We start from the raw sequence: 23,076 nt of genomic DNA, 5'->3' as shown, positions 1-23,076 counted from the left end.
CCCCCCCCCCCCCCCCCCCCCCCCCCCCCCCCCCCCCCCCCCCCCCCCCCCCCCCCCCCCCCCCCCCCCCCCCCACGGCGCGACCGCGGATGAGGACCTAGCCGAGGGCCGACTTCACCACGTCCGCGAGGCGCCCGGCGACCGCGCGGGCCTGCTCGATGTCGGCGGCCTCCACCATCACCCGTACGAGCGGCTCGGTGCCCGAGGGGCGCAGCAGCACCCGTCCGGTCGTGCCGAGCTCGCGCTCCGCCTCGGTGACGGCGTTGGCCAGCTCGGCGGAGGTGGAGACACGGGACTTGTCGACGTCCTTGACGTTGATCAGGACCTGCGGCAGCCGCGTCATGACCCCGGCGAGGTCGGCCAGGGAGCGGCCGGTGGCGGCGATCCGGGCGGCCAGCATGAGGCCGGTGAGGGTGCCGTCGCCGGTGGTGGCGTGGTCGAGGATGATCACGTGGCCGGACTGCTCGCCGCCGAGCGCGTAGCCGTGCTCCTTCATCGACTCCAGGACGTACCGGTCGCCGACCGCGGTCTGGACGAGCTGGACGCCCTCGCCCTCCATGGCCAGCTTGAAGCCCAGGTTCGACATGACGGTGGCGACGACGGTGTTCTCGCGCAGCCCGCCGGCCTCGCGCATGGCGAGGGCGAGCACGGCGAGGATCTGGTCGCCGTCGATCTCGTTGCCGTCGGCGTCCACCGCGAGGCAGCGGTCGGCGTCGCCGTCGTGGGCGATGCCCAGGTCGGCGCCGTGCTCGACGACCGCCTGCTTGAGCAGGCCGAGGTGGGTGGAGCCGCAGCCGTCGTTGATGTTGAGCCCGTCGGGCTCGGCACCGATGGTGACGATCTCGGCGCCGGCCCGGGCGAAGGCCTCGGGCGAGACGCGGGCGGCCGCGCCGTGCGCCTCGTCCAGGACGATCTTCAGGCCGTCGAGGCGGTTGGGCAGGACGCCGATCAGGTGGGCGACGTACTTGTCGAAGCCCTCGTCGTAGTCGGAGACCCGGCCGACGCCGGCACCGGTGGGCCGGTCCCAGGGGGCGCCGGTGCGGTGCTCCTCGTAGACGGACTCGATCCTGTCCTCCAGGTCGTCGGCGAGCTTGTGGCCGCCGCGCGCGAAGAACTTGATGCCGTTGTCGGGCATGGCGTTGTGGCTCGCGGAGAGCATCACGCCGAGGTCGGCGCCCAGCGCACCGGTGAGATACGCCACCGCCGGGGTGGGCAGCACACCGACGCGCAGGACGTCCACGCCGGCGCTGGCGAGGCCCGCGACGACCGCGGCCTCCAGGAACTCGCCCGAGGCGCGGGGATCACGGCCGACCACGGCCGTGGGGCGGTGGCCGGCGAAGGTGCCCGCCTCGGCCAGTACGTGTGCGGCCGCCACGGAGAGGCCGAGCGCGAGCTCAGCCGTCAGATCCGCGTTGGCGACGCCTCGTACACCGTCCGTCCCGAAGAGTCGTCCCACTGTTGTCCTCCCGAGTTCACGCATCGCTTGGTGACCGCTAGTGACAGTTGTTTGCCGCTTTTGGCGGTAAACGAACCGCCCCGGCAGCACAGAGAGTGCTGCCGGGGCGGTTTCGTTGCTGAACAGCAGGCGCAGATTAACGCTTGCTGTACTGCGGAGCCTTACGGGCCTTCTTGAGACCGGCCTTCTTGCGCTCGACCGCACGGTCGTCGCGGGAGAGGAAGCCGGCCTTCTTCAGCGCCGGGCGGTTGTTGTCCACGTCCGCCTCGTTCAGCGCGCGGGCCACGCCGAGGCGCAGGGCGCCGGCCTGGCCGGAGACGCCGCCACCCGAGATGCGGGCGATGACGTCGTAGCGGCCGTCGAGCTCCAGGAGCTTGAAGGGCTCGTTGACTTCCTGCTGGTGCACCTTGTTGGGGAAGTAGTCCTCAAGGGTGCGACCGTTGATCTTCCACTTGCCGGTGCCCGGAACGATCCGGACGCGGGCGATGGCGTTCTTGCGACGGCCCAGGCCGGCGGCCGGCTGGGGGTCGCCGAAGCGACCGGCAAGGGACTCGGAGGTGTAGTCGCCCTCGACGACGACGTCCGACTCGGTGGTGTACTCCTCGACGCCCTCGAACTCGTCGACGGGGGTCTCGGCGGTGGTCTCGGCCACGATGCTCCTCAGAATTCTCTGTGTTTAGGGGGTGGCCGGAACTACTGCGCGACCTGGGTGATCTCGAACGGCACCGGCTGCTGGGCAGCGTGCGGGTGCTGGTCGCCCGAGTAGACCTTCAGCTTCGACAGCATCTGACGGCCCAGGGAGTTCTTGGGGAGCATGCCCTTGACGGCCTTCTCGACGGCCTTCTCCGGGTTGTTCGCCAGCAGGTCGTCGTAACGCACGGAGCGCAGACCACCCGGGAAACCGGAGTGGCGGTAGGCCATCTTCTGCGAGGCCTTGTTGCCGGACAGGTGAACCTTGTCGGCGTTGATGACGATGACGAAGTCGCCCATGTCCATGTGGGGGGCGTAGGTCGGCTTGTGCTTGCCCTTCAGGAGGGCAGCGGCCTGGGTCGCCAGACGGCCGAGGACAACGTCCTGGGCGTCGATGACGAGCCACTGGCGCGAGATGTCGCCGGGCTTGGGGCTGTACGTACGCACGCGTATGCCTTCGCTTCTTCAGTGGTGGGTCATCCCACTAGGGCGCTAGCCCTGCGGGAAGGGTCCTGACAGGGTCACCACGGACGATCACGACAGCCCTCGTTCACATCGGGGACGCACCCGAGTGAAAACCGCTGGTCATCGGTCCGGTGGACCGGGCGTAAGGCCCTTTCACGTGAGAATGAGAAAGCCCATACGCATAACAAACCAGCAGGATACCCAAGCAGACCCGTACGGGTCAAAACGCGGTCCGCGATGCCGATTCTGCTGGCGTCGCGGCGCACTCCGGTTCGGTCCTGGGTGGGGACCCCGCAGTTGTTACGGGCTCCAGGATAACCCGACCGGAGAGCAGTGCACGACGCCCGAGCAGAGCGGCGAGCGCGCACAGCGCCACACAGTCCCGGAAGGCCCGCCGCTTGTGCTGCAACTCCGAGGGCCACGGGATCCCCGCCGCCTGCGGCACCAGGGCCGCCCAGAACCAGCCCGAGCGGGGCAGCGAGCCCTCCCGCACCCCCGACGCGAGCAGCAACGGCAGCACCACCAGCAGGTAGTGGTCGAAGGACGGCCGTGAGACGAGGAACACGGCCAGCATCACCATGCAGGCGGTCTCCACCAGCCGCTGCTCGTCCCCCTGCCCCTGCGGATCGGGCCGCCGCCACCGCCGCCAGGCCGCCCACAGCCCCGCCGCCGCCCCTGCGCCCGCCACCGCCACCGCCACCGGCTGCGGCACCCCCAGCCGGGGCAGCACCGCGATCGGCGAGGCGTCCCAGGGCAGCGCGTACCCGTCCTGCCCCTGGAACAGGAACGGCAGCGTCTTGGTGAAGAACAGCGTCGGGCTCGGCATCAGCAGCGCCCCCGCCAGCGACAGCCCCACCGGCACCGCCACCGCCACCGCCAGCCCCCGCCACCGCCGGGCCAGCACGAAGAGCAGCCCCACCGGCACCAGCATCGGCTTGCAGGCGATCGCCAGCCCCACCACCAGCCCCGCGGCCACCCACGCCCTGCGGTGCGCGAACAGCAGCGCCACCGGCAGGGCCGCCGCCGAGATCGCCGTCCAGTTCCCGATCAGCACCAGGTTCAGGTACGGCTTGTACGCCAGCCCCAGCAGCCCTAGCCCGCCGACCGCGAACCGCGAGCACACCGGCACCGAGAACAGCCGCAGCGCCGCCCACCAGCCGAGGCCGACCAGCCCCGACATCCCCGCCGGCAGCAGCCAGCGCAGCACGCCCGTCGGCACCAGCGCCTCCGGCACCGCCATGAGCACGGCACTGGGCAGGTACAGGAAGCGCTTGTCCTCGTACGGGGAGACCCCCTCCAGCAGCGCGTCCGCCGCCTTGACCACGAACGCGTTGTCCGAGCCCCAGTTCGCCCGCAGGCTCGTCGACACCGAGACGCCCAGCAGCACCACCAGCCCCACCGCACGCCAGGACCACGGCGCCGGACCCAGCAGCCAGGCCAGGAGCCGGTCCCCCGTGACCCGCCGGCCCCTGCGCGTCAGCCGGATGCGCATGAGCCAGGTGCCAGGTCGCAACTCCACGACGCCTCCCCCTCGATACGCGCGGGGGTGGTCGGCCCCCTAGCGCTTCCGGTCGACCCTACGTTCGTCCCAGACGGGCTCCTGAGTCTCCCGCACCACACCGTCCGAACCGAAGACCAGAAAACGATCGAATGTCCGTGCGAACCAACGGTCGTGCGTCACACACAGCACCGTCCCCTCGTACGCCTCCAGCCCGTCCTGCAGGGCCTCCGCCGACTCCAGGTCGAGGTTGTCGGTCGGCTCGTCCAGGAGCAGCGCCGTGGTCCCGGCCAGCTCCAGCAGCAGGATCTGGAACCGTGCCTGCTGACCGCCCGAGAGCCTCTCGAACGGCTGCTCCGCCTGCCGCTCCAGCTCGTAGCGGCGCAGCGCCCCCATCGCCTGGCCGAGCGGCTTGGCCGCCTCCGTCCACAGGATGTCGACGAGCGTGCGGCCGAACAGCTCCGGATGGGCGTGGGTCTGCGCGAAATGACCGGGGATCACCCGTGCGCCCAGCTTCCAGTCACCGGTGTGCTTGACGTCCTCGCCCGCCAGCAGCCGCAGGAAGTGCGACTTCCCGGAGCCGTTCGACCCCAGCACCGCAACCCGCTCGCCGTAGAAGACCTCCAGGTCGAACGGCTTCATCAGGCCGGTCAGCTCAAGGTTCTCCACCGTCAGCGCGCGCACGCCCGTCCGGCCGCCCTTGAGCCGCATCTTGATGTCCTGCTCCCGCGGCGGCTCCGGCGGGGGGCCGGCCTCCTCGAACTTCTGGAAGCGCGTCTGCATCGCCCGGTAGCGCGAGGCCATGTCCGGGCTGCTCGCCGCCTGGTTGCGCAGCCGCAGCACCAGGGCCTTCAGCCGGGCGTGCTCCTCGTCCCACCGCCGCTTGAGCTCCTCGAACCGGGCGAAGCGCTCCTTGCGGGCCTCGTGGTACGTACCGAAGCCCGCACCGTGCACCCAGACGTCGGAGCCCATCGGGCTCGCCTCCAGGCTGATGATCTTCTCGGCGGCCTGGGTCAGCAGCTCGCGGTCGTGGGAGACGAACAGGACCGTCTTGCGGGTGGCCCGCAGCTGCTCCTCCAGCCAGCGCTTGCCCGGCACGTCGAGGTAGTTGTCCGGCTCGTCGAGCAGCAGCACCTCGTCCGGCCCGCGCAGCAGCGCCTCCAGGACCAGCCGCTTCTGCTCACCGCCGGAGAGCGTGCGCACCTGCCGGAACTGGGCCTGGTCGTAGGGGATGGCCAGCGCGGCCATGGTGCAGACGTCCCAGAGGGTCTCCGCCTCGTAGCCCTGGACGTCGGCCCAGTCGCTGAGCGCCTGGGCGTAGGCCATCTGCGCGGCCTCGTCGTCGACGGTGAGGATCAGCTCCTCGGCCCGGTCCACGGCCTCGGCCGCCTCCCGGATCCGCGGCTGCGACACGGAGACCAGCAGGTCCCGTACGGTCGTCTCGTCCCGCACCGAGCCCACGAACTGGGACATCACGCCGAGGCCGCCGCTGATGGTGACCCCGCCGCCGTGCGGCTGGAGCTCACCGGAGATCAGCTTCAGCAGGGTGGTCTTGCCGGCGCCGTTCGCCCCCACCAGGGCCACCACCGACCCCTCCCCCACGCGGAAGGAGACGTCGGGGAGCAGGACCCGCCCGTCGGGAAGGTAGTACTCCAGGTGGCTGGCTTCGAGATGTCCCATGCGGGGCATTGTCGCCGTCCGGCGGGGCCGGACCCAAACCGGTTACGGGGTCAGCAGCAGCCCTTGCCCGGCAGGGTGCGCATGTTCCGCGCCTCCTTGCTGCGGGCGGCCAGCAGCTCGTCCGCCGGGTAGCCGACCTCCTCCAGGGTCAGCCCGTGCGGCTTGACCACGTGCACCGAGGAGTCCCGTACGGCCGCGGCCAGGACCCGGCCGGGCCACTCGACGGGCCGGTGCCCGTCGCCGACGTGCAGCAGGGCGCCGACCAGGGAGCGGACCATGTTGTGGCAGAAGGCGTCGGCGCGGACGGTCGCGGTGACGATTCCGTCCCCGCCCCGCACCCAGCTCAGCTCCTGAAGGGTGCGGATGGTCGTGGCGCCCTCGCGCTTCTTGCAGTACGCGGCGAAGTCGTGCTCGCCGAGCAGCGCGCGGGAGGCCTCGTTCATGGCGTCCACGTCCAGCGGCCACTGGTGCCACAGCACGTGCCCGCGGCGCAGCGGGTCCACGCCGCCCTGGTGGTCGCCGACGCGGTAGGCGTAGCGGCGCCAGATGGCGGAGAACCGCGCGTTGAACCCCTCCGGTGCCTCGGCGACCTTCCACACCCGGATGTCGTGCGGCAGCCGCCCCGCGAGGCGCCGCAGCAGCTTGTCGTGGTGCTCGGCCCACACCTCCTCGGCCAGGTCGAACTGCGCGACCTGGCCGCGCGCGTGCACGCCGGCGTCGGTGCGCCCGGCGACGGTCAGCTCGACCGGCTCCGGCAGCCGCATCACGGTCTTCAGGGCCGATTCCAGCTCGCCCTGGACGGTCCGCAGCGTGCGCTGCTTCGCCCAGCCGGAGAAGTCCTTGCCGTCGTAGGACAGGTCCAGCCGTACCCGGACGTGCCCGGGCTCCACCTCGTCACTCACGTGACAGATCCTCTCAGACGCACAGAAATGCAGAACGGGCCCGCCCCGGGAAGGGGCGGGCCCGTTCAGAGCCGATCAAGCAAGCTCGATCCCTTGGCGGGATCAGGCCTCCTTGGTCTCCTCGACAGCCTCGGTCTCGGCGGCCTCGGCCTTGGCCTCCGCCTCCTTGACCGCACGCTTGGTGGCGGCCTCGGCCTCGCCGGTGGCCTGCTGGGCGACCGTGAGGGCCTCGACCAGCTCGATCACGGCCATCGGGGCGTTGTCGCCACGACGGTTGCCGATCTTGGTGATGCGCGTGTAACCACCGGGGCGGTTCTCGTAGCGCGGGGCGATCTCGGTGAACAGCGTGTGCACGATGCTCTTGTCCGTGATCGTCTGCAGCACCAGGCGACGGTTGTGGATGTCGCCCTTCTTGGCCTTGGTGACCAGACGCTCGGCGTAGGGACGCAGGCGGCGGGCCTTGGCCTCGGTGGTGGTGATGCGGCCGTGCTCGAAGAGCGCCTTCGCGAGGTTCGCGAGAAGGTGCTTCTCGTGCGCGGCGGAGCCGCCCAGACGGGCACCCTTAGCGGGACGCGGCATGGTGTTACTCCTTCATATCTGCACCGGCCGTGTCAGGTACCGGTGTCAGTTCCCCCGGGGCGGATGCCCCGGGAAAGTCTTTTCCTAGTACTGCTCGGTCTCGACGAAACCGGCGTCCGCGTCGTCGTCGGCGCCGAAGGCGTCGGCGGCGGCGGTCGGGTCGAATCCGGGCGGGCTGTCCTTGAGGGCCAGGCCCATGCCGGCCAGCTTCGCCTTGACCTCGTCGATCGACTTCGCGCCGAAGTTGCGGATGTCGAGCAGGTCGGCCTCGGAGCGGGCGACGAGCTCACCCACGGAGTGGATGCCCTCGCGCTTGAGGCAGTTGTACGACCGAACGGTGAGCTCCAGCTCCTCGATCGGCAGCGCCAGGTCGGCGGCCAGGGCGGCGTCCGTCGGGGACGGGCCCATGTCGATGCCCTCGGCGTCGATGTTGAGCTCGCGGGCCAGACCGAACAGCTCGACCAGGGTCTTGCCGGCGGACGCCATGGCGTCGCGCGGGCGCATGGCCTGCTTGGTCTCGACGTCGACGATGAGCTTGTCGAAGTCGGTGCGCTGCTCGACTCGGGTCGCCTCGACCTTGTAGGTGACCTTCAGAACCGGCGAGTAGATGGAGTCGACCGGGATGCGGCCGATCTCCTGGCCCACCTGCTTGTTCTGGACGGCGGAGACGTAGCCGCGACCGCGCTCGACGGTCAGCTCCATCTCCAGCTTGCCCTTGCCGTTGAGCGTGGCGAGGACCAGGTCCGGGTTGTGCACCTCGACACCGGCCGGCGGCGCGATGTCGGCAGCGGTGACCAGGCCGGGACCCTGCTTGCGCAGGTACATCACGACCGGCTCGTCGTGCTCCGAGGAGACGACCAGCTGCTTGATGTTGAGGATGATGTCCGTGACGTCTTCCTTGACGCCCGGCACGGTGGTGAACTCGTGCAGGACGCCGTCCACGCGGATGCTGGTGACAGCGGCACCCGGGATGGAGGACAGGAGGGTACGGCGCAGGGAGTTGCCGAGGGTGTAGCCGAAGCCCGGCTCCAGCGGCTCGATCACGAACCGCGAGCGGTACTCGTCGACGACCTCTTCGGTCAGCGAAGGACGCTGAGCGATAAGCATGTCTGTTCCTTCAGTCGTGGACGCCCACTATTTGACGCCCGACATGTACTGCTTGGTACTGCAAGGGTACGGGCGGCACGTCCCCCGGAGGGGTCGTGCCGCCCGGACACTCAAGAACGCACAGGTGCGTCCGCTGCGTCAGACGCGGCGGCGCTTCGGCGGGCGGCAGCCGTTGTGCGGGGTGGGGGTGACGTCCTGGATCGAGCCGACCTCAAGACCGGTGGCCTGGAGGGAGCGGATCGCGGTCTCACGGCCGGAGCCGGGACCCTTGACGAAGACGTCGACCTTGCGCATGCCGTGCTCCTGCGCGCGGCGGGCGGCCGACTCGGCGGCCATCTGCGCGGCGAAGGGGGTGGACTTGCGCGAGCCCTTGAAGCCGACGTGGCCGGCGGAGGCCCAGGAGATCACGTTGCCGGACGGGTCCGTGATCGAGACGATCGTGTTGTTGAACGTGCTCTTGATGTGGGCGTGCCCGTGAGCGACGTTCTTCTTTTCCTTGCGGCGCACCTTCTTGGCAGCGCCCTGACGACCCTTGGGGGGCATCTCTTACTCCTACGGGAGGTGGTCGGTCCTACAGCGCAAGACCGCTGAACAGGACTACTTCTTGCCCGGCTTCTTCTTGCCGGCGATCGCGCGACGCGGGCCCTTGCGGGTACGCGCGTTCGTGCTGGTGCGCTGACCGTGCACGGGCAGGCCACGACGGTGGCGGATGCCCTGGTAGCACTGGATCTCGATCTTGCGGCGGATGTCGCCCTGGATCTCGCGGCGGAGGTCACCCTCGGTACGGAGGTTGGCGTCCACGTACTCGCGGATCTTGACGAGGTCCTCTTCGGCCAGGTCACGAACGCGGGTGTTCGGGTTCACGCCGGTGGAGGCGAGGATCTCCTTGGACCGGGTGCGCCCGATACCGAAGACGTAGGTGAGTGCGATCTCCACACGCTTTTCGCGCGGGATGTCAACACCGGAAACGCGTGCCATTCAATGGCTCCTGTGTGTTCGGGGGTCTGCAACAGAACCGCTCCCGACCGCCGACCACCCGTATGGGTGATGGTACGTCCGGGTCCCCGGCCCCCGCCGGAGGTACCGCCGGCCCCTGGGGGCTGGGCGGGTTCTGCTTATGTACGTTTTCTTACGTCGCGCGAAGAACTGCGTTAAGGCAGGTCGGTCGGCGTGCGTCAGCCCTGGCGCTGCTTGTGGCGCAGGTTGTCGCAGATGACCATGACCCGGCCGTGACGGCGGATCACCTTGCACTTGTCGCAGATCTTCTTGACGCTCGGCTTGACCTTCATGTTGGTGAGGTTCTCCGGGTCAGTGCCACCACCCGCGCCGGAGCGGGGTGCGGGGGCAAGATCTACTTGTATCGGTAGACGATCCGGCCACGCGTCAGGTCGTAGGGAGACAGCTCCACAACGACCCGGTCATCGGGAAGGATGCGGATGTAGTGCATGCGCATCTTGCCGCTGATGTGCGCGAGGACCTTGTGACCGTTCTGGAGTTCCACCTTGAACATGGCGTTCGGGAGGGACTCGATCACGGTGCCCTCGATCTCGATGGCACCTTGCTTCTTGGCCACGCTTCGCCTTTCGAATCGGCTACCTTGATCGGCTCACGGACATGCGAATGCACGTAAGCCGACGAGTCAGTCTACGTCAGGGCACCCAGAAAGACGAATCCGGAAAGTTTGCCCCAGAGTCTAGATCATTAACCGACGGCTACCCGAGGGGGTCCGGCGCCGTGGTGACGCCGTACTCCGCGAGCTTCGCCTTGCCGCAGTCCGGGCTGGTCAGAACGATCGGACCGGCCTCGGTGAGGGCCACCGAGTGCTCCCAGTGCGAGGACCAGGTGCCGTCCGTGGTGATGACCGTCCAGTCGTCGGCGAGTACCTCCGTCTGGGCGGTCCCCAGGGACACCATCGGCTCGATCGCCAGGCAGACGCCCGGGACCAGCTTGATGCCCTTGCCCCGCTTGCGCGAGACGTAGTTCAGCAGGTGCGGGTCCATGTGCATCTCGGTGCCGATGCCGTGGCCGCCGTAGTCCTCGATGATCCCGAACTTTCCGAGGCTGTGCTCACCGGTGGCCGGGCGGGGCTGGCGCTTGATGTAGCCCTCGATCGCCTTCGAGATGTCCACCAGGCGGTTGCCCGCCTTCATGGCCGCGATACCGGCCCACATGGACTCCTCGGTCACCCGGGACAGCTCGACCAGCTCCGGAGCGTGACCAGTGCCCACGAAGGCCGTGTACGCCGCGTCGCCGTGCCAGCCGTCCACGATGGCACCGGCGTCGATGGAGATGATGTCGCCGTCCTTGAGGACCGTCTTGTCGTCCGGGATGCCGTGGACGACGACCTCGTTCACCGACGTACAGATGGTCGCGGGGAAACCGCCGTAGCCGAGGAAGTTCGACTTCGCCCCGGCGTCCGCGATGACCTTGCGGGCCACCATGTCCAGGTCCCGCGTCGTGGCGCCCGGAACGGCCGCCTCACGGGTCGCCGCGTGGATCGCGGCGACGACCAGCCCTGCCTCGCGCATCTTCGCGATCTGCTCGGGGGTCTTGAGCTGAACCATGGACGGACCTTCCACCTTCGAAAACGGGTCGCTTCAACAGTACGGCCGCGATGTCCTGGGGACACCGCGGCCGTACCGGCACTACTGGGGGGTGACTACTTCTTCAGGGCGTCCATCGCCCGCTTGGTGATCTCGTGCACCTCGCCGAGGGCGGAGATGGTCACCAGCAGACCCTGGGCCTTGTAGTAGTCGATGATCGGCTCGGTCTGCGTGTGGTAGACCTCCAGCCGGTTGCGGACCGTGTCCTCGGAGTCGTCGCCCCGCTGGTACAGCTCGCCGCCGCACTGGTCGCAGACGCCCTCGGTCTTCGGAGCCGCGTAGATCACGTGGAAGACGTGCGCGGAGTTCTGGCGGCAGATCCGCCGGCCGGCGATGCGCTTGACGACCTCGTCCTCCTCGACCTCCAGGTCGAGGACCGCGTCCAGCTTCATGCCGGCCTCGGTGAGCATCGCGTCCAGAGCCTCGGCCTGGGCGACGTTGCGCGGGAAGCCGTCGAGCAGGAAGCCGTTCGCCGCGTCCGGCTGCTGCATCCGGTCCTTGGCCATGCCGATGGTGATCTCGTCCGGGACGAGCTCGCCGGCGTCCATGAACGCCTTGGCGCGCACGCCGAGCTCCGTGCCCTGGCTGATGTTGGCCCGGAAGAGGTCGCCCGTGGAGATGTGCGGGATCGACAGGTTCTTGGCGAGGAACGCGGCCTGCGTTCCCTTGCCCGCCCCGGGGGGTCCGACGAGGACGATTCGCATCAGCGGAGGAACCCTTCGTAGTTGCGCTGCTGGAGCTGGCTCTCGATCTGCTTCACGGTTTCCAGACCCACACCCACGATGATCAGGATGCTCGTCCCGCCGAACGGGAAGTTCTGGTTCGCTCCGAAGCCGGCCAACGCCATTGTCGGCACTAGAGCGATGAGACCCAGGTACAGCGACCCCGGCCAGGTGATCCGGTTGAGTACGTAGCTCAGGTACTCAGCGGTAGGCCGGCCGGCGCGGATGCCCGGGATGAACCCACCATACTTCTTCATGTTGTCGGCAACTTCCTCGGGGTTGAACGAGATCGCCACGTAGAAGAACGCGAAGAAGACGATCAGGAGGAAGTAGGCGGCGATGTAGTACGGGTGGTCGCCCTTGACGAAGTGCTTCTGGATCCAGGTCGCCCAGCCGGCGGTCGAACCGCTGAACTGCACGATCAGGGCCGGGATGTACAGCAGCGACGAGGCGAAGATGACCGGGATGACACCGGCCTGGTTCACCTTGAGCGGGATGTAGGTGGACGTGCCCCCGTAGGCACGGCGGCCGATCATGCGCTTCGCGTACTGGACGGGGATCCTGCGCTGGGCCTGCTCGACGAAGACCACCAGGGCCACCATCGCGAGACCGACGAGGATGACGACGGCGAACTCCACCCAACCGTCAGCGATCTTGCCCTGCAGCTTGATCGTCCAGAGGGCGGAGACGAAACCGGCGGCGATCGAGATGAACATCAGGATCGACATGCCGTTGCCGATGCCGCGGTCGGTGATCAGCTCACCGAGCCACATGACGATGCAGGTACCGGCGGTCATGGTGATCACCATGGTGATGGTGGTGAAGATCGAGCGGTCCGGGACGATCTCGCGAGCGACCGGGCAGGTACCGAACAGGGCGCCGGTACGCGCGGTGGCGACCAGGCCGGTGCCCTGGAGGATCGCGAGCGCGACCGTCAGATAGCGCGTGTACTGAGTGATCTTCGCCGTGCCGGCCTGTCCCTCTTTCTTGAGGTTCTCCAGCTTCGGGATGACCACGGTCAGCAGCTGCAGGATGATGCTCGCGGTGATGTACGGCATGATCCCGAGCGCGAAGATCGTGATCTGCAGCAGCGCACCGCCGCTGAACATGTTGACGAGACCGAAGAGGCTGTTGCTGCTCCCCATCTGGTCCACACAGATCTGAACGTTCTTGTAGCTCACGCCGGGTACCGGGATGTGGGACCCGAGCCGATACAGCACGATGATGCCGAGCGTGAAGAGCAGCTTCTTGCGCAGGTCGGGCGTCTTGAACGCCCGGGCGAACGCGGTGAGCACGGTGCCTCCTGCGACCCCCGCGCTACTGCGTCAGAGGTGACGGTCTGAGGATCGACGAATACGTACAAGCAAAGGTGCAGGCCACCTTACCGGCGACTGCGCCCCCCGTGGAACGACCGACCGGGGATGCCCCATATGTGAGGCATCCCCGGTCGGGTTTCTAGCTATTTGTCACAGAGTTCGTCTTAGACGAGCTCGGTCACGGTGCCACCAGCGGCGGCGATCTTCTCCTTGGCGGAGGCGGAGACGGCGTCAACCGAAACCGTCAGCGCCACGGAGATCTCGCCCTGGCCCAGGACCTTGACGAGGCTGTTCTTGCGAACCGCGCCCTTGGCGACCAGGTCGGCCACCGTGACCTCTCCACCCTCGGGGTAGAGGGCACCGAGCTTGTCCAGGTTGACCACCTGGAACTCGGTGCGGAACGGGTTCTTGAAGCCCTTCAGCTTCGGCAGGCGCATGTGGAGGGGCATCTGCCCACCCTCGAAGCGCTGCGGAACCTGGTAGCGGGCCTTCGTACCCTTCGTACCACGACCAGCCGTCTTACCCTTCGACGCCTCACCACGACCGACACGGGTCTTCGCGGTCTTGGCACCGGGGGCGGGACGGAGGTTGTGGGCCTTCAGCGGGCTGTTCTCAGCCATGATTAGTCAACCTCCTCAACCGTCACGAGGTGGCGGACGGTGTGCACCATGCCGCGGAACTCGGGACGGTCCTCCTTGACGACGACGTCGTTCAGGCGCTTGAGCCCGAGCGAACGCAGCGTGTCGCGGTGGTTCTGCTTGCTGCCGATGTACGACTTCGTCTGCGTGATCTTGAGGCGAGCCATCACACACCCGCCCCTGCACGCGCACGGAGCAGAGCCGCGGGGGCGACGTCCTCAAGCGGCAGACCACGGCGAGCCGCGATCTCCTCGGGACGCTGCAGGCCCTTGAGGGCCTCCACGGTCGCGTGCACGATGTTGATCGCGTTGTCGGAGCCGAGCGACTTCGACAGGATGTCGTGAACGCCGGCGCACTCCAGAACGGCGCGCACCGGGCCACCGGCGATAACACCGGTACCGGGGGAAGCAGGCTTCAGCAGGACAACGCCGGCCGCCTTCTCGCCCTGGATCGGGTGCGGGATGGTGCCCTGGATGCGGGGAACCTTGAAGAAGTTCTTCTTGGCTTCCTCGACGCCCTTGGCGATGGCCGCGGGAACTTCCTTGGCCTTGCCGTAACCGACACCTACGGTGCCGTCACCGTCACCCACCACGACGAGCGCGGTGAAGCTGAAGCGACGACCACCCTTGACAACCTTGGCGACGCGGTTGATCGCGACAACGCGCTCAACGTAAGCGGTCTTCTCGGCGGCAGCGCCACCGTCGCGACCCTTCCGGTCCCGCCGCTCGCCGCCACCGGCACCGCTGCCGCGGCGCTGGGGTCCAGCCATTGGATTACCTCTCTCTGTTACGTCCGTTAGTCCCGGAACCGGGGCTTAGAACTTCAGCCCGGCTTCGCGGGCGGCGTCAGCCAGAGCGGCAATGCGCCCGGCGTATCGGTTGCCACCACGGTCGAACACGACGGCCTCGACACCGGCAGCCTTGGCGCGCTCGGCGACCAGGGCGCCGACCTGCTTGGCCTGCGCGGACTTGTCGCCCTCGCCACCACGGACCGACGCGTCCAGGTGGGACGCCGACGCCAGGGTGTGACCCTTGAGGTCGTCGATCACCTGAGCGGTGATGCCGCGGTTCGAACGCGTCACGACGAGGCGCGGACGCTCCGCCGTACCCGACATGTTCTTGCGAATGCGGATGTGGCGGCGCGCCTTCGCAGCGCGCTTGTAAGCGTCGCCCTTGGCGATCTTCACACCGTATGCCATGGCTTTACTTACCAGCCTTTCCGACCTTGCGGCGGATGACCTCGCCGGCGTACTTGACGCCCTTGGCCTTGTACGGGTCGGGCTTCCGCAGCTTGCGGATGTTCGCCGCGACCTCGCCGACCTTCTGCTTGTCGATGCCCTCGACCGAGAACTTGGTCGGAGACTCGACCTTGAAGGAGATGCCCTCGGGCGCCTCCACCAGGATCGGGTGGCTGTAGCCGAGCTGGAACTCCAGGTCGGAGCCCTTCGCGGCCACGCGGTAACCGACACCGCTGATCTCAAGCGCCTTGGTGTATCCCGTGGTCACACCGGTGATCATGTTGGCCACCAGCGTGCGGGACAGGCCGTGGAGGGCCTTGTTCTGACGCTCGTCGTTCGGACGGGTGACGTTCAGAACGCCGTCCTCGCCCTTAACGATCTCGATGGGGGCGGCGACGGTGTGCGTCAGGGAGCCCTTGGAGCCCTTGACGGTGACCGTGCGGCCATCGATGGTGACGTCCACGCCGGCGGGAACCGGGATGGGGAGCTTGCCGATACGAGACATAGCTTTTCCTCCGTTCCCGACTACCAGACGTAGGCGAGGACTTCCCCACCCACGCCCTTCTTCTGCGCCTGCTGGCCGGTCAGGAGACCGTGGGACGTGGAGATGATCGCCACGCCCAGGCCGCCGAGGACCTTCGGCAGGTTGGTGGACTTCGCGTAGACACGCAGACCCGGCTTCGAGATCCGCTTGATGCCGGCGATCGAGCGCTCGCGGTTCGGGCCGAACTTCAGCTCAAGGACGAGGTTCTTACCGACCTCGGCGTCCTCGACCTTCCAGCCGGTGATGAAACCCTCCTGCTTGAGGATTTCCGCGATGTGCGACTTGATCTTGCTGTGCGGCATCACGACCTGGTCGTGGTACGCCGAGTTTGCGTTACGCAGACGAGTCAGCATGTCTGCGATCGGGTCAGTCATGGTCATGAATCGGCCTTCGGCCTCTCTCGCCGGGGTTTCCTGTATGCGCCATCCCTCTCCCCACACATGGGCGGGACGGGTGCGGCGCGGGGACCTACGGCGTAGTAAGTCGACGGGCGGCGGACGCCCAACCCCACTAGCCTACGGCATGGGGGATGGGCCTCCGCCGACCCAGATGCTTACCGAGAGCGTCTGGAAAACCTCAACACCCAAAGGGTGAAGGGATTTACCAGGAGCTCTTGGTCACGCCCGGCAGCTCGCCACGGTGAGCCATCTCACGAAGGCACACGCGGCACAGGCCGAACTTGCGGTACACGGAGTGGGGGCGACCGCAGCGCTGGCAGCGGGTGTACGCACGCACACCGAACTTGGGCTTGCGGGCAGCCTTCGCGATGAGAGCCTTCTTCGCCATCTCGCTTACGCCTCCTTGAACGGGAAGCCGAGGTGACGGAGGAGCGCGCGGCCCTCAGCGTCGTTGGTCGCCGTGGTCACCACGGTGATGTCCATACCCCGGACGCGGTCGATCTTGTCCTGGTCGATCTCGTGGAACATGACCTGCTCCGTGAGACCGAAGGTGTAGTTGCCACGGCCGTCGAACTGCTTGGGGGACAGGCCGCGGAAGTCGCGGATGCGCGGCAGCGCGAGCGACAGGGTGCGGTCCAGGAACTCCCACATGCGGTCGCCACGGAGGGTGACGTGCGCACCGATCGGCTGACCCTCGCGCAGCTTGAACTGCGCGATGGACTTGCGGGCCTTGGTGACGGCCGGCTTCTGACCGGTGATCGTGGTGAGGTCGCGGATGGCGCCGTCGATCAGCTTCGAGTCACGGGCGGCGTCGCCGACACCCATGTTCACGACGATCTTGACGAGGCCGGGAATCTGCATGACGTTCTCGTAGGAGAACTCTTCACGCATCTTGCCCGCGATCTCCTCGCGGTACTTCGTCTTCAGACGCGGAGTGGTAGCCATCAGATGTCCTCACCCGTGCGCTTGGCAACGCGGATCTTGTTGCCCTCGTCGTCGAAGCGGTAACCGACGCGGGTGACGACCTTCTTGCCGTCCTTCTCCACGACCAGCTGGACGTTGGAAACGTGGACGGGGGCCTCGGTGATCACGATGCCGCCGGCCTGGTTCTGCCCAGCCTTGGTGTGCTTCTTGACCCGGTTGACACCCTCGACGAGGACGCGGGACTCGGTCGGGAAGGCCGCGATGACCTTGCCCTGCTTGCCCTTGTCCTTACCGGTGATGACCTGGACCAGGTCGCCCTTCTTGATCTTCATGCTTACAGCACCTCCGGCGCGAGCGAGATGATCTTCATGAACTTCTTCTCGCGCAGCTCACGGCCGACGGGGCCGAAGATACGGGTGCCGCGAGGGTCGCCGTCGTTCTTCAGAATGACGGCGGCGTTCTCGTCGAAGCGGATGTACGAGCCGTCCTGGCGGCGGCGCTCCTTGACGGTGCGAACGATGACCGCCTTGACGACGTCACCCTTCTTCACGTTGCCACCGGGGATCGCGTCCTTGACGGTGGCGACGATGACGTCACCGATGCCCGCGTAGCGGCGGCCCGAGCCACCGAGAACACGGATGCAAAGGATCTCCTTGGCACCAGTGTTGTCGGCGACGCGAAGCCGCGACTCCTGCTGGATCACGTCTATCTCCTGTTTGTCTGCCGGTTCCCGGCCGGGGCCCTGCGTGAGGGCCCCGGCCGAGCCTGGCGGAACGAATCCGAGGGAAGGCCCCTCGGACTAATTACTTGGCCTTTTCGAGGATCTCGACGATGCGCCAGCGCTTGCTCGCCGACAGCGGACGCGTCTCCATGATGAGGACGCGGTCGCCGACGCCGGCAGCGTTCTGCTCGTCGTGAGCCTTGAGCTTGTTCGTACGGCGGATGACCTTGCCGTACAGCGCGTGCTTGACGCGGTCCTCGACGGCGACGACGACGGTCTTGTCCATCTTGTCGCTGACGACCAGGCCCTCACGGGTCTTGCGGAAGCCGCGCTCGGTCTTCTCAGTCACGTTGTTCTCGCTCATCAGGCGTTCTCCACCGTCTCGATACCGAGCTCACGCTCGTGCATCAGGGTGTAGATGCGAGCGATGTCCTTACGGACGGACTTGAGCCGGCCGTTGTTCTCCAGCTGACCGGTGGCCGCCTGGAAACGGAGCTTGAACAGCTCTTCCTTGGCCTCGCGAAGCTTGGCAACGAGCTCCTCGTTGCCGAGCTCGCGGAGCTCGGACGCCTTGGTTCCCGTCGCCATCACGACTCACCTGCCTCGCGCTTGACGATGCGGCACTTCATCGGCAGCTTGTGGGCCGCACGAGTGAGAGCCTCACGCGCAATCTTTTCGTTCGGGTAGGACAGCTCGAACATGACCCGGCCCGGGTGCACGTTCGCGATCCACCACTCGGGGGAACCCTTACCGGAACCCATGCGGGTCTCGGCGGGCTTCTTCGTCAGCGGGCGGTCCGGGTAGATGTTGATCCAGACCTTGCCGCCACGCTTGATGTGGCGGGTCATCGCGATACGAGCCGCCTCGATCTGGCGGTTCGTCACGTAGGCGGGGGTGAGCGCCTGGATGCCGTACTCGCCGAACGAGACCTCAGTACCGCCCTTGGCCATACCGCTGCGCTTCGGGTGGTGCTGCTTGCGGTGCTTGACCCTACGAGGGATCAGCATGTCGGTCAGGCCTCCGTTCCGGTGCTCTCAGCCGGAGCGGCGGCGGGAGCGTCGGCCTTGGGGGCCTCGGCACCAGCAGCCTGCTGCGGCTTGCGGCCACCACGGCCGCCGCGCTCGCCACCACGGCCACCACGGCCGGCGGGACGGTCGCCAGCGCCGGCACCACGGGCCGGGCGGTTACCCGCACGGGCCGCAGCGTTCTCGGCGCGAACCTCGGCGATGTTCTTGACGTCGCCCTTGTAGATCCAGACCTTCACGCCGATCCGGCCGAAGGTGGTCTTGGCCTCGAAGAAGCCGTAGTCCACGTTCGCGCGCAGCGTGTGCAGCGGCACACGACCCTCGCGGTAGAACTCGGAGCGGGACATCTCGGCGCCGCCGAGACGGCCGCCACACTGGATCTTGATGCCCTTGGCGCCGGCCTTCATCGTGCCCTGCATGCTCTTGCGCATGGCACGACGGAAGGAGACGCGGGAGGAGAGCTGCTCGGCAACGGCCTGAGCAACCAGCTGAGCGTCGAGCTCGGGGTTCTTGACCTCAAGGATGTTCAGCTGGACCTGCTTGCCCGTGAGCTTTTCGAGGTCACCGCGGATGCGGTCGGCCTCGGCGCCACGGCGGCCGATGACGATGCCGGGACGGGCGGTGTGGATGTCCACACGCACGCGGTCACGGGTGCGCTCGATCTCAACCTTCGAGATGCCGGCGCGCTCCATGCCGGACGTCATCATCCGACGGATGGCGACGTCTTCCTTGACGTAGTCCTTGTACAGCTTGTCGGCGTACCAGCGGGACTTGAAGTCCGTGGTGATGCCGAGTCGGAACCCGTGCGGGTTTACCTTCTGGCCCATTACCGGGAACCTTCCTTGCTGCTGACGACCACGGTGATGTGGCTGGTCCGCTTGCGGATCCGGTAGGCACGGCCCTGGGCACGCGGACGGAACCGCTTCAGGGTCGGGCCCTCGTCCACGTACGCCTCGCTGATGACCAGCGTGGAGGCGTCCGGGTGGTTGTAGTTGTGCGCGGCGTTGGCGATGGCGCTGTCCAGCACCTTGCCGACCGGCACGCTCGCGGCCTGCGGGGCGAAACGCAGGACCGCCTGAGCCTCCGTGGCGTCCATGCCACGGATGAGGTCCACCACGCGGCGGGCCTTCATGGGCGTGACGCGGATGTACCGCGCCTGGGCCCTGGCTTCCATGGTTGTCCCTTCGGTGTTAGTCATAGTCGTAACCACCCCGCGATTAGCGGCGCTTCGACTTCCGGTCGTCCTTGACGTGGCCGCGGAAGGTGCGAGTCGGCGAGAACTCGCCGAGCTTGTGGCCGACCATCGACTCGGTGACGAACACCGGGACGTGGGTCTTGCCGTTGTGCACCGCGATCGTGTGACCCAGCATGGCCGGGATGATCATCGAGCGACGGGACCAGGTCTTGATGACGTTCTTGGTGCCGGCTTCGTTCTGGGCGTCCACCTTCTTTACGAGGTGGTCGTCGACGAAGGGCCCCTTCTTGAGACTGCGCGGCATCTAAACCCGCTCCTAGCGCTTCTTGTTCGTCTTGCGGCGGCGGACGATGTACTTGTTCGAAGCCTTCTTCGGCGAACGAGTACGACCCTCCTTCTGACCCCACGGGGAGACCGGGTGGCGACCACCGGAGGTCTTGCCCTCACCACCACCGTGCGGGTGGTCAACCGGGTTCATCGCGACACCGCGGACGGTCGGGCGGACGCCCTTCCAGCGCATGCGGCCGGCCTTGCCCCAGTTGATGTTCGACTGCTCGGCGTTGCCGACCTCGCCGACCGTGGCGCGGCAGCGGGCGTCGACGAGACGGATCTCACCGGACGGCATGCGGAGGTGGGCCATCACGCCCTCCTTCGCGAGCAGCTGCACGGAGGCACCGGCCGAACGCGCGAACTTGGCGCCGCCACCGGGGCGGAGCTCGATCGCGTGGATGGTGGTACCGACCGGGATGTTGCGGAGCGCGAGGTTGTTGCCCGGCTTGATGTCGGCCGTCGGGCCGTTCTCGATCCGGTCACCCTGCTGCAGACCGCGCGGCGCGATGATGTAGCGCTTCTCGCCGTCGGCGTAGTGCAGCAGCGCGATGCGCGCGGTGCGGTTGGGGTCGTACTCGATGTGCGCGACCTTGGCCGGCACGCCGTCCTTGTCGTGACGACGGAAGTCGATCACGCGGTAGGCGCGCTTGTGGCCACCGCCCTGGTGGCGAACGGTCACACGACCGGTGTTGTTACGGCCGCCCTTGCTGTGCAGGGGGCGGACCAGCGACTTCTCCGGCGTGGACCGCGTGATCTCGACAAAGTCGGCGACGCTGGAGCCACGACGGCCCGGGGTCGTCGGCTTGTACTTGCGGATACCCATTTCTCAGTCCTCGTCCGATTCCGGACGACTAGACCTCCGTTAGGAGGCCTGGCCGCCGAAGATGTCGATACGGTTGCCCTCGGCAAGGGTCACGATGGCGCGCTTGGTGTTGGCGCGCTTGCCGAAACCGGTCTTGGTGCGCTTGCGCTTACCCTGACGGTTGATCGTGTTGACCCCGGTGACCTTGACCGAGAAGACCGCCTCGACGGCCTGCTTGATCTGGGTCTTGTTGGCGCCGGGCGCGACGATGAACGTGTACTTGTTCTCGTCCAGCAGCGCGTAGCTCTTCTCCGAGACGACCGGCTTGATCAGCAGGTCGCGCGGGTCGGTGAAGGTCTTGCTGGTAACGGTCGCCTCAGACATCAGGCCTCGTTCCCTTCGGTCTCATCGGCCTTGGGGCCAGACACGAAGGACTCCAGCGCAGCCTGGGTGAAGACCACGTCGTCAGAGACGATCACGTCGTACGTGTTCAGCTGGCCCGGCTCCAGGATGTGAACCTGGGGCAGGTTGCGGGCGGACAGCCACGCCAGCTCGTCAGAGCGCTCGGCGACCAGGAGCAGGTTCTTGCGCTCCGAGATCTTGCCGAACAGCGTCTTGGCGGCCTTGGTGGAGGCGGCACCCTCGACCACGCCGGTGACGACGTGGATGCGGGAGTGACGCGCGCGGTCCGAGAGGGCACCGCGGAGAGCGGCGGCCTTCATCTTCTTCGGGGTGCGCTGCGAGTAGTCACGCGGCACGGGGCCGTGGACGACGCCACCGCCGGCGAACTGCGGAGCGCGGGTCGAACCCTGACGGGCGCGGCCGGTGCCCTTCTGGCGGTACGGCTTCTTGCCACCACCACGGACTTCGCCACGGGTCTTGGTCTTGTGCGTGCCCTGACGGGCAGCGGCCAGCTGGGCGACGACGACCTGGTGGATCAGCGGAACGCTGGTCTTCGCGTCGAAGATCTCCGCGGGGAGCTCGACGGTACCGGCCTTGTCGCCTGCCGGCGAAAGGATGTCAATGGTGCTCATTACCTCAAGCCCCCTTGGCCGCGGTACGGACCAGGACGAGGCCGCCGTTCGGACCGGGGACCGCGCCCTTGATGAGGAGCAGACCCTTCTCCGCGTCAACCGCGTGGATGGTCAGGTTCTGGGTGGTGACGCGCTCGTTACCCATGCGACCGGCCATGCGCATGCCCTTGAAGACACGCCCAGGGGTGGCGCAGCCACCGATCGAACCGGGGGAGCGGTGCTTGCGCTGCACACCGTGACCGGCGCCGAGGCCCCGGAAGTTGTGGCGCTTCATGACACCGGCGAAGCCCTTGCCCTTGCTGTTGCCCGTGACGTCAACCTTGACGCCGGACTCGAACACGGCGGCCGTGATCTCCTGGCCGAGCGTGTACTCGCTGGCGTCGGAGGTACGGAGCTCCACCAGGTGGCGGCGCGGGGTCACGTCGGCCTTGGCGAAGTGGCCCTTGAGGGGCTTGTTCACCTTGCGCGGGTCGATCTCGCCGAAGGCGATCTGGACCGACTCGTAGCCGTCGGTGTCGTTGGTACGGACCTGGGTAACGACGCAGGGCCCGGCCTTGACGACGGTCACCGGGACGACACGGTTGTTCTCGTCCCAGACCTGGGTCATGCCGAGCTTCTCGCCCAGGACGCCCTTGATCTGCTTAGCCATCTTCTCGACGCCTCTCAGAGCTTGATCTCGATGTCAACGCCGGCCGGAAGGTCCAGGCGCATCAGCGAGTCAACGGTCTTGGGCGTCGGGTCGAGGATGTCGATCAGGCGCTTGTGCGTGCGCATCTCGAAGTGCTCGCGCGAGTCCTTGTACTTGTGCGGCGACTTGATGACGCAGTACACGTTCTTCTCAGTGGGCAGCGGCACCGGGCCCGCGACCGACGCACCAGTGCGGGTCACCGTCTCGACGATCTTCTTCGCCGAGGAGTCGATGACCTCGTGGTCGTAGGCCTTGAGCCGGATGCGGATCTTCTGTCCCGCCATGGCTACTCCGTAGTCCTGTCTCTATGTGGAAACGCTCTGGCGCCCGGCCGGCTGCGGAACGGGGTTCCGCGGCCTCTCCTCCGACCCACGCGGTCGGGCGTGTCGCACTCCCTCCGAGAAAATTCCCATACGGGATTTCCCTCATCCAAGGGGGTGCGGTCCTGGACCGCGCATCGGGGGGAGAAACACCCACCGAGTGCCTGGTGCGCACCGTGCAGACGCTTCCCAGAAGATTCCC

Annotated in this window: 36 protein-coding genes; all 36 read right to left on the bottom strand. The window is 67.5% G+C overall.

The annotated features are described in order from the left end of the window. Positions 1-97: 97 nt before the first annotated feature. The 36 genes from glmM to rpsJ all read right to left on the bottom strand — a co-directional run bounded on the left by glmM (position 98) and on the right by rpsJ (position 22,838). Complete coding sequence (gene glmM / locus WDV06_RS20545; protein WP_395511212.1) at positions 98-1,456, bottom strand: phosphoglucosamine mutase; 1,359 nt, start codon at positions 1,454-1,456, stop codon at positions 98-100. Between the two features lie 136 nt (positions 1,457-1,592). After that, the gene (gene rpsI / locus WDV06_RS20540; protein ID WP_045945298.1) at positions 1,593-2,108 is read right to left on the bottom strand and encodes a 30S ribosomal protein S9; all 516 of its coding nucleotides are present in this window, start codon (positions 2,106-2,108) and stop codon (positions 1,593-1,595) included. Positions 2,109-2,149: 41 nt separating this feature from the next. Then, positions 2,150-2,593 carry a 50S ribosomal protein L13 gene (gene rplM, locus WDV06_RS20535; RefSeq protein ID WP_045945297.1) on the bottom strand — a complete coding sequence of 148 codons (444 nt, stop codon included), beginning with the start codon at positions 2,591-2,593 and terminating at the stop codon, positions 2,150-2,152. Between the two features lie 238 nt (positions 2,594-2,831). Further along, a complete protein-coding gene (locus WDV06_RS20530; protein WP_395511211.1) occupies positions 2,832-4,130 on the bottom strand; it encodes a glycosyltransferase family 87 protein in 1,299 nt (432 codons plus the stop codon). A gap of 39 nt (positions 4,131-4,169) precedes the next feature. Continuing rightward, positions 4,170-5,789 carry an ABC-F family ATP-binding cassette domain-containing protein gene (locus WDV06_RS20525; RefSeq protein WP_395511210.1) on the bottom strand — a complete coding sequence of 540 codons (1,620 nt, stop codon included), beginning with the start codon at positions 5,787-5,789 and terminating at the stop codon, positions 4,170-4,172. A gap of 50 nt (positions 5,790-5,839) precedes the next feature. Then, positions 5,840-6,691, bottom strand: coding sequence for a tRNA pseudouridine(38-40) synthase TruA (gene truA, locus WDV06_RS20520; protein ID WP_395511209.1), 852 nt, complete (start codon positions 6,689-6,691; stop codon positions 5,840-5,842). Positions 6,692-6,793: 102 nt separating this feature from the next. Further along, entirely contained in the window at positions 6,794-7,270 is a 477-nt protein-coding gene (rplQ, locus tag WDV06_RS20515) for a 50S ribosomal protein L17 (protein WP_389609996.1), read from the bottom strand. A gap of 84 nt (positions 7,271-7,354) precedes the next feature. Further along, the gene (locus tag WDV06_RS20510; protein ID WP_030201531.1) at positions 7,355-8,377 is read right to left on the bottom strand and encodes a DNA-directed RNA polymerase subunit alpha; all 1,023 of its coding nucleotides are present in this window, start codon (positions 8,375-8,377) and stop codon (positions 7,355-7,357) included. Between the two features lie 138 nt (positions 8,378-8,515). Next, complete coding sequence (gene rpsK / locus WDV06_RS20505) at positions 8,516-8,920, bottom strand: 30S ribosomal protein S11 (RefSeq protein ID WP_003956432.1); 405 nt, start codon at positions 8,918-8,920, stop codon at positions 8,516-8,518. 54 nt (positions 8,921-8,974) lie between these two features. After that, complete coding sequence (gene rpsM / locus WDV06_RS20500; protein ID WP_007265919.1) at positions 8,975-9,355, bottom strand: 30S ribosomal protein S13; 381 nt, start codon at positions 9,353-9,355, stop codon at positions 8,975-8,977. 197 nt (positions 9,356-9,552) lie between these two features. Next, positions 9,553-9,666, bottom strand: coding sequence for a 50S ribosomal protein L36 (rpmJ, locus tag WDV06_RS20495; RefSeq protein WP_003956441.1), 114 nt, complete (start codon positions 9,664-9,666; stop codon positions 9,553-9,555). 62 nt (positions 9,667-9,728) lie between these two features. After that, positions 9,729-9,950 (bottom strand): translation initiation factor IF-1, encoded by a 222-nt coding sequence (gene infA, locus WDV06_RS20490; protein WP_003956442.1) that lies wholly within the window; start codon positions 9,948-9,950, stop codon positions 9,729-9,731. A gap of 139 nt (positions 9,951-10,089) precedes the next feature. Then, positions 10,090-10,941 (bottom strand): type I methionyl aminopeptidase, encoded by an 852-nt coding sequence (gene map, locus WDV06_RS20485; RefSeq protein WP_395511208.1) that lies wholly within the window; start codon positions 10,939-10,941, stop codon positions 10,090-10,092. A gap of 95 nt (positions 10,942-11,036) precedes the next feature. Continuing rightward, positions 11,037-11,684, bottom strand: a complete 648-nt coding sequence (locus WDV06_RS20480; protein ID WP_395511207.1) for an adenylate kinase — start codon at positions 11,682-11,684, stop codon at positions 11,037-11,039. Beyond that, the gene (secY, locus tag WDV06_RS20475; protein WP_395511206.1) at positions 11,684-12,997 is read right to left on the bottom strand and encodes a preprotein translocase subunit SecY; all 1,314 of its coding nucleotides are present in this window, start codon (positions 12,995-12,997) and stop codon (positions 11,684-11,686) included. The genes WDV06_RS20480 and secY overlap by 1 nt, the downstream gene beginning before the upstream one ends. Before the next feature lie 185 nt (positions 12,998-13,182). After that, entirely contained in the window at positions 13,183-13,638 is a 456-nt protein-coding gene (rplO, locus tag WDV06_RS20470; RefSeq protein ID WP_344163495.1) for a 50S ribosomal protein L15, read from the bottom strand. A gap of 2 nt (positions 13,639-13,640) precedes the next feature. Then, a complete protein-coding gene (rpmD, locus tag WDV06_RS20465) occupies positions 13,641-13,823 on the bottom strand; it encodes a 50S ribosomal protein L30 (RefSeq protein ID WP_005313525.1) in 183 nt (60 codons plus the stop codon). Continuing rightward, a complete protein-coding gene (gene rpsE / locus WDV06_RS20460) occupies positions 13,823-14,425 on the bottom strand; it encodes a 30S ribosomal protein S5 (RefSeq protein WP_007265914.1) in 603 nt (200 codons plus the stop codon). The genes rpmD and rpsE overlap by 1 nt, the downstream gene beginning before the upstream one ends. 45 nt (positions 14,426-14,470) lie before the next feature. After that, positions 14,471-14,854 (bottom strand): 50S ribosomal protein L18, encoded by a 384-nt coding sequence (gene rplR / locus WDV06_RS20455; protein ID WP_042812338.1) that lies wholly within the window; start codon positions 14,852-14,854, stop codon positions 14,471-14,473. A 4-nt stretch (positions 14,855-14,858) separates the two neighbouring features. Next, complete coding sequence (rplF, locus tag WDV06_RS20450; protein WP_042812337.1) at positions 14,859-15,398, bottom strand: 50S ribosomal protein L6; 540 nt, start codon at positions 15,396-15,398, stop codon at positions 14,859-14,861. Between the two features lie 20 nt (positions 15,399-15,418). Continuing rightward, the gene (gene rpsH / locus WDV06_RS20445) at positions 15,419-15,817 is read right to left on the bottom strand and encodes a 30S ribosomal protein S8 (protein WP_079429302.1); all 399 of its coding nucleotides are present in this window, start codon (positions 15,815-15,817) and stop codon (positions 15,419-15,421) included. Between the two features lie 220 nt (positions 15,818-16,037). Beyond that, a complete protein-coding gene (locus WDV06_RS20440) occupies positions 16,038-16,223 on the bottom strand; it encodes a type Z 30S ribosomal protein S14 (protein ID WP_003956452.1) in 186 nt (61 codons plus the stop codon). Positions 16,224-16,228: 5 nt separating this feature from the next. Then, entirely contained in the window at positions 16,229-16,780 is a 552-nt protein-coding gene (gene rplE, locus WDV06_RS20435; RefSeq protein ID WP_042812334.1) for a 50S ribosomal protein L5, read from the bottom strand. After that, complete coding sequence (gene rplX, locus WDV06_RS20430; protein WP_042812332.1) at positions 16,780-17,091, bottom strand: 50S ribosomal protein L24; 312 nt, start codon at positions 17,089-17,091, stop codon at positions 16,780-16,782. The genes rplE and rplX overlap by 1 nt, the downstream gene beginning before the upstream one ends. Positions 17,092-17,093: 2 nt before the next feature. Then, positions 17,094-17,462: a 50S ribosomal protein L14 gene (gene rplN / locus WDV06_RS20425; RefSeq protein WP_003956455.1), complete on the bottom strand. Its 369-nt coding sequence runs from the start codon at positions 17,460-17,462 to the stop codon at positions 17,094-17,096. A gap of 100 nt (positions 17,463-17,562) precedes the next feature. Further along, entirely contained in the window at positions 17,563-17,844 is a 282-nt protein-coding gene (gene rpsQ / locus WDV06_RS20420; protein ID WP_030008467.1) for a 30S ribosomal protein S17, read from the bottom strand. Next, entirely contained in the window at positions 17,844-18,068 is a 225-nt protein-coding gene (gene rpmC / locus WDV06_RS20415) for a 50S ribosomal protein L29 (protein ID WP_007265907.1), read from the bottom strand. The genes rpsQ and rpmC overlap by 1 nt, the downstream gene beginning before the upstream one ends. Then, positions 18,068-18,487 (bottom strand): 50S ribosomal protein L16, encoded by a 420-nt coding sequence (gene rplP / locus WDV06_RS20410; RefSeq protein ID WP_007265906.1) that lies wholly within the window; start codon positions 18,485-18,487, stop codon positions 18,068-18,070. The genes rpmC and rplP overlap by 1 nt, the downstream gene beginning before the upstream one ends. A gap of 5 nt (positions 18,488-18,492) precedes the next feature. Further along, the gene (gene rpsC, locus WDV06_RS20405; protein WP_007265905.1) at positions 18,493-19,332 is read right to left on the bottom strand and encodes a 30S ribosomal protein S3; all 840 of its coding nucleotides are present in this window, start codon (positions 19,330-19,332) and stop codon (positions 18,493-18,495) included. Further along, positions 19,332-19,679 carry a 50S ribosomal protein L22 gene (gene rplV, locus WDV06_RS20400; protein WP_007265904.1) on the bottom strand — a complete coding sequence of 116 codons (348 nt, stop codon included), beginning with the start codon at positions 19,677-19,679 and terminating at the stop codon, positions 19,332-19,334. The genes rpsC and rplV overlap by 1 nt, the downstream gene beginning before the upstream one ends. 43 nt (positions 19,680-19,722) lie before the next feature. After that, positions 19,723-20,004, bottom strand: a complete 282-nt coding sequence (gene rpsS, locus WDV06_RS20395) for a 30S ribosomal protein S19 (protein WP_249767356.1) — start codon at positions 20,002-20,004, stop codon at positions 19,723-19,725. Between the two features lie 12 nt (positions 20,005-20,016). After that, a complete protein-coding gene (gene rplB, locus WDV06_RS20390; protein WP_045945287.1) occupies positions 20,017-20,853 on the bottom strand; it encodes a 50S ribosomal protein L2 in 837 nt (278 codons plus the stop codon). A 39-nt stretch (positions 20,854-20,892) separates the two neighbouring features. Continuing rightward, positions 20,893-21,216 (bottom strand): 50S ribosomal protein L23, encoded by a 324-nt coding sequence (gene rplW / locus WDV06_RS20385; protein WP_007265901.1) that lies wholly within the window; start codon positions 21,214-21,216, stop codon positions 20,893-20,895. Continuing rightward, positions 21,216-21,866 carry a 50S ribosomal protein L4 gene (gene rplD, locus WDV06_RS20380; RefSeq protein ID WP_042812330.1) on the bottom strand — a complete coding sequence of 217 codons (651 nt, stop codon included), beginning with the start codon at positions 21,864-21,866 and terminating at the stop codon, positions 21,216-21,218. Before rplD ends, rplW begins: the two co-directional genes overlap by 1 nt. Before the next feature lie 4 nt (positions 21,867-21,870). Further along, positions 21,871-22,515, bottom strand: coding sequence for a 50S ribosomal protein L3 (rplC, locus tag WDV06_RS20375; RefSeq protein WP_042812328.1), 645 nt, complete (start codon positions 22,513-22,515; stop codon positions 21,871-21,873). A gap of 14 nt (positions 22,516-22,529) precedes the next feature. Next, the gene (gene rpsJ, locus WDV06_RS20370) at positions 22,530-22,838 is read right to left on the bottom strand and encodes a 30S ribosomal protein S10 (RefSeq protein WP_003948644.1); all 309 of its coding nucleotides are present in this window, start codon (positions 22,836-22,838) and stop codon (positions 22,530-22,532) included. Positions 22,839-23,076: the final 238 nt, after the last annotated feature.

It is taken from the genome of Streptomyces racemochromogenes (assembly GCF_044129415.1).
In the GTDB taxonomy this organism is placed as follows: Bacteria; Actinomycetota; Actinomycetes; order Streptomycetales; family Streptomycetaceae; genus Streptomyces; species Streptomyces racemochromogenes_A.
Note: the sequence above shows the minus strand (reverse complement) of the source record. Positions and strands in the feature narration are given on the sequence as shown.

Coding starts and splice junctions, on each gene's coding strand:
- WDV06_RS20525 (WP_395511210.1), bottom strand. CDS start 5,789: ATGGGACATCTCGAAGCCAGCCACCTGGAGTACTACCTTCCCGACGGG.
- rplQ (WP_389609996.1), bottom strand. CDS start 7,270: ATGCCGCGTCCCGCTAAGGGTGCCCGTCTGGGCGGCTCCGCCGCGCAC.
- WDV06_RS20510 (WP_030201531.1), bottom strand. CDS start 8,377: ATGCTTATCGCTCAGCGTCCTTCGCTGACCGAAGAGGTCGTCGACGAG.
- rpsK (WP_003956432.1), bottom strand. CDS start 8,920: ATGCCCCCCAAGGGTCGTCAGGGCGCTGCCAAGAAGGTGCGCCGCAAG.
- rpsM (WP_007265919.1), bottom strand. CDS start 9,355: ATGGCACGCGTTTCCGGTGTTGACATCCCGCGCGAAAAGCGTGTGGAG.
- rpmJ (WP_003956441.1), bottom strand. CDS start 9,666: ATGAAGGTCAAGCCGAGCGTCAAGAAGATCTGCGACAAGTGCAAGGTG.
- map (WP_395511208.1), bottom strand. CDS start 10,941: ATGGTTCAGCTCAAGACCCCCGAGCAGATCGCGAAGATGCGCGAGGCA.
- WDV06_RS20480 (WP_395511207.1), bottom strand. CDS start 11,684: ATGCGAATCGTCCTCGTCGGACCCCCCGGGGCGGGCAAGGGAACGCAG.
- rplO (WP_344163495.1), bottom strand. CDS start 13,638: ATGGCTGAGAACAGCCCGCTGAAGGCCCACAACCTCCGTCCCGCCCCC.
- rpmD (WP_005313525.1), bottom strand. CDS start 13,823: ATGGCTCGCCTCAAGATCACGCAGACGAAGTCGTACATCGGCAGCAAG.
- rpsE (WP_007265914.1), bottom strand. CDS start 14,425: ATGGCTGGACCCCAGCGCCGCGGCAGCGGTGCCGGTGGCGGCGAGCGG.
- rplR (WP_042812338.1), bottom strand. CDS start 14,854: ATGGCATACGGTGTGAAGATCGCCAAGGGCGACGCTTACAAGCGCGCT.
- rplF (WP_042812337.1), bottom strand. CDS start 15,398: ATGTCTCGTATCGGCAAGCTCCCCATCCCGGTTCCCGCCGGCGTGGAC.
- rpsH (WP_079429302.1), bottom strand. CDS start 15,817: ATGACCATGACTGACCCGATCGCAGACATGCTGACTCGTCTGCGTAAC.
- WDV06_RS20440 (WP_003956452.1), bottom strand. CDS start 16,223: ATGGCGAAGAAGGCTCTCATCGCGAAGGCTGCCCGCAAGCCCAAGTTC.
- rplE (WP_042812334.1), bottom strand. CDS start 16,780: ATGGCTACCACTCCGCGTCTGAAGACGAAGTACCGCGAGGAGATCGCG.
- rplX (WP_042812332.1), bottom strand. CDS start 17,091: ATGAAGATCAAGAAGGGCGACCTGGTCCAGGTCATCACCGGTAAGGAC.
- rpsQ (WP_030008467.1), bottom strand. CDS start 17,844: ATGAGCGAGAACAACGTGACTGAGAAGACCGAGCGCGGCTTCCGCAAG.
- rpmC (WP_007265907.1), bottom strand. CDS start 18,068: ATGGCGACGGGAACCAAGGCGTCCGAGCTCCGCGAGCTCGGCAACGAG.
- rplP (WP_007265906.1), bottom strand. CDS start 18,487: ATGCTGATCCCTCGTAGGGTCAAGCACCGCAAGCAGCACCACCCGAAG.
- rpsC (WP_007265905.1), bottom strand. CDS start 19,332: ATGGGCCAGAAGGTAAACCCGCACGGGTTCCGACTCGGCATCACCACG.
- rplV (WP_007265904.1), bottom strand. CDS start 19,679: ATGGAAGCCAGGGCCCAGGCGCGGTACATCCGCGTCACGCCCATGAAG.
- rpsS (WP_249767356.1), bottom strand. CDS start 20,004: ATGCCGCGCAGTCTCAAGAAGGGGCCCTTCGTCGACGACCACCTCGTA.
- rplB (WP_045945287.1), bottom strand. CDS start 20,853: ATGGGTATCCGCAAGTACAAGCCGACGACCCCGGGCCGTCGTGGCTCC.
- rplW (WP_007265901.1), bottom strand. CDS start 21,216: ATGTCTGAGGCGACCGTTACCAGCAAGACCTTCACCGACCCGCGCGAC.
- rplD (WP_042812330.1), bottom strand. CDS start 21,866: ATGAGCACCATTGACATCCTTTCGCCGGCAGGCGACAAGGCCGGTACC.
- rplC (WP_042812328.1), bottom strand. CDS start 22,515: ATGGCTAAGCAGATCAAGGGCGTCCTGGGCGAGAAGCTCGGCATGACC.
- rpsJ (WP_003948644.1), bottom strand. CDS start 22,838: ATGGCGGGACAGAAGATCCGCATCCGGCTCAAGGCCTACGACCACGAG.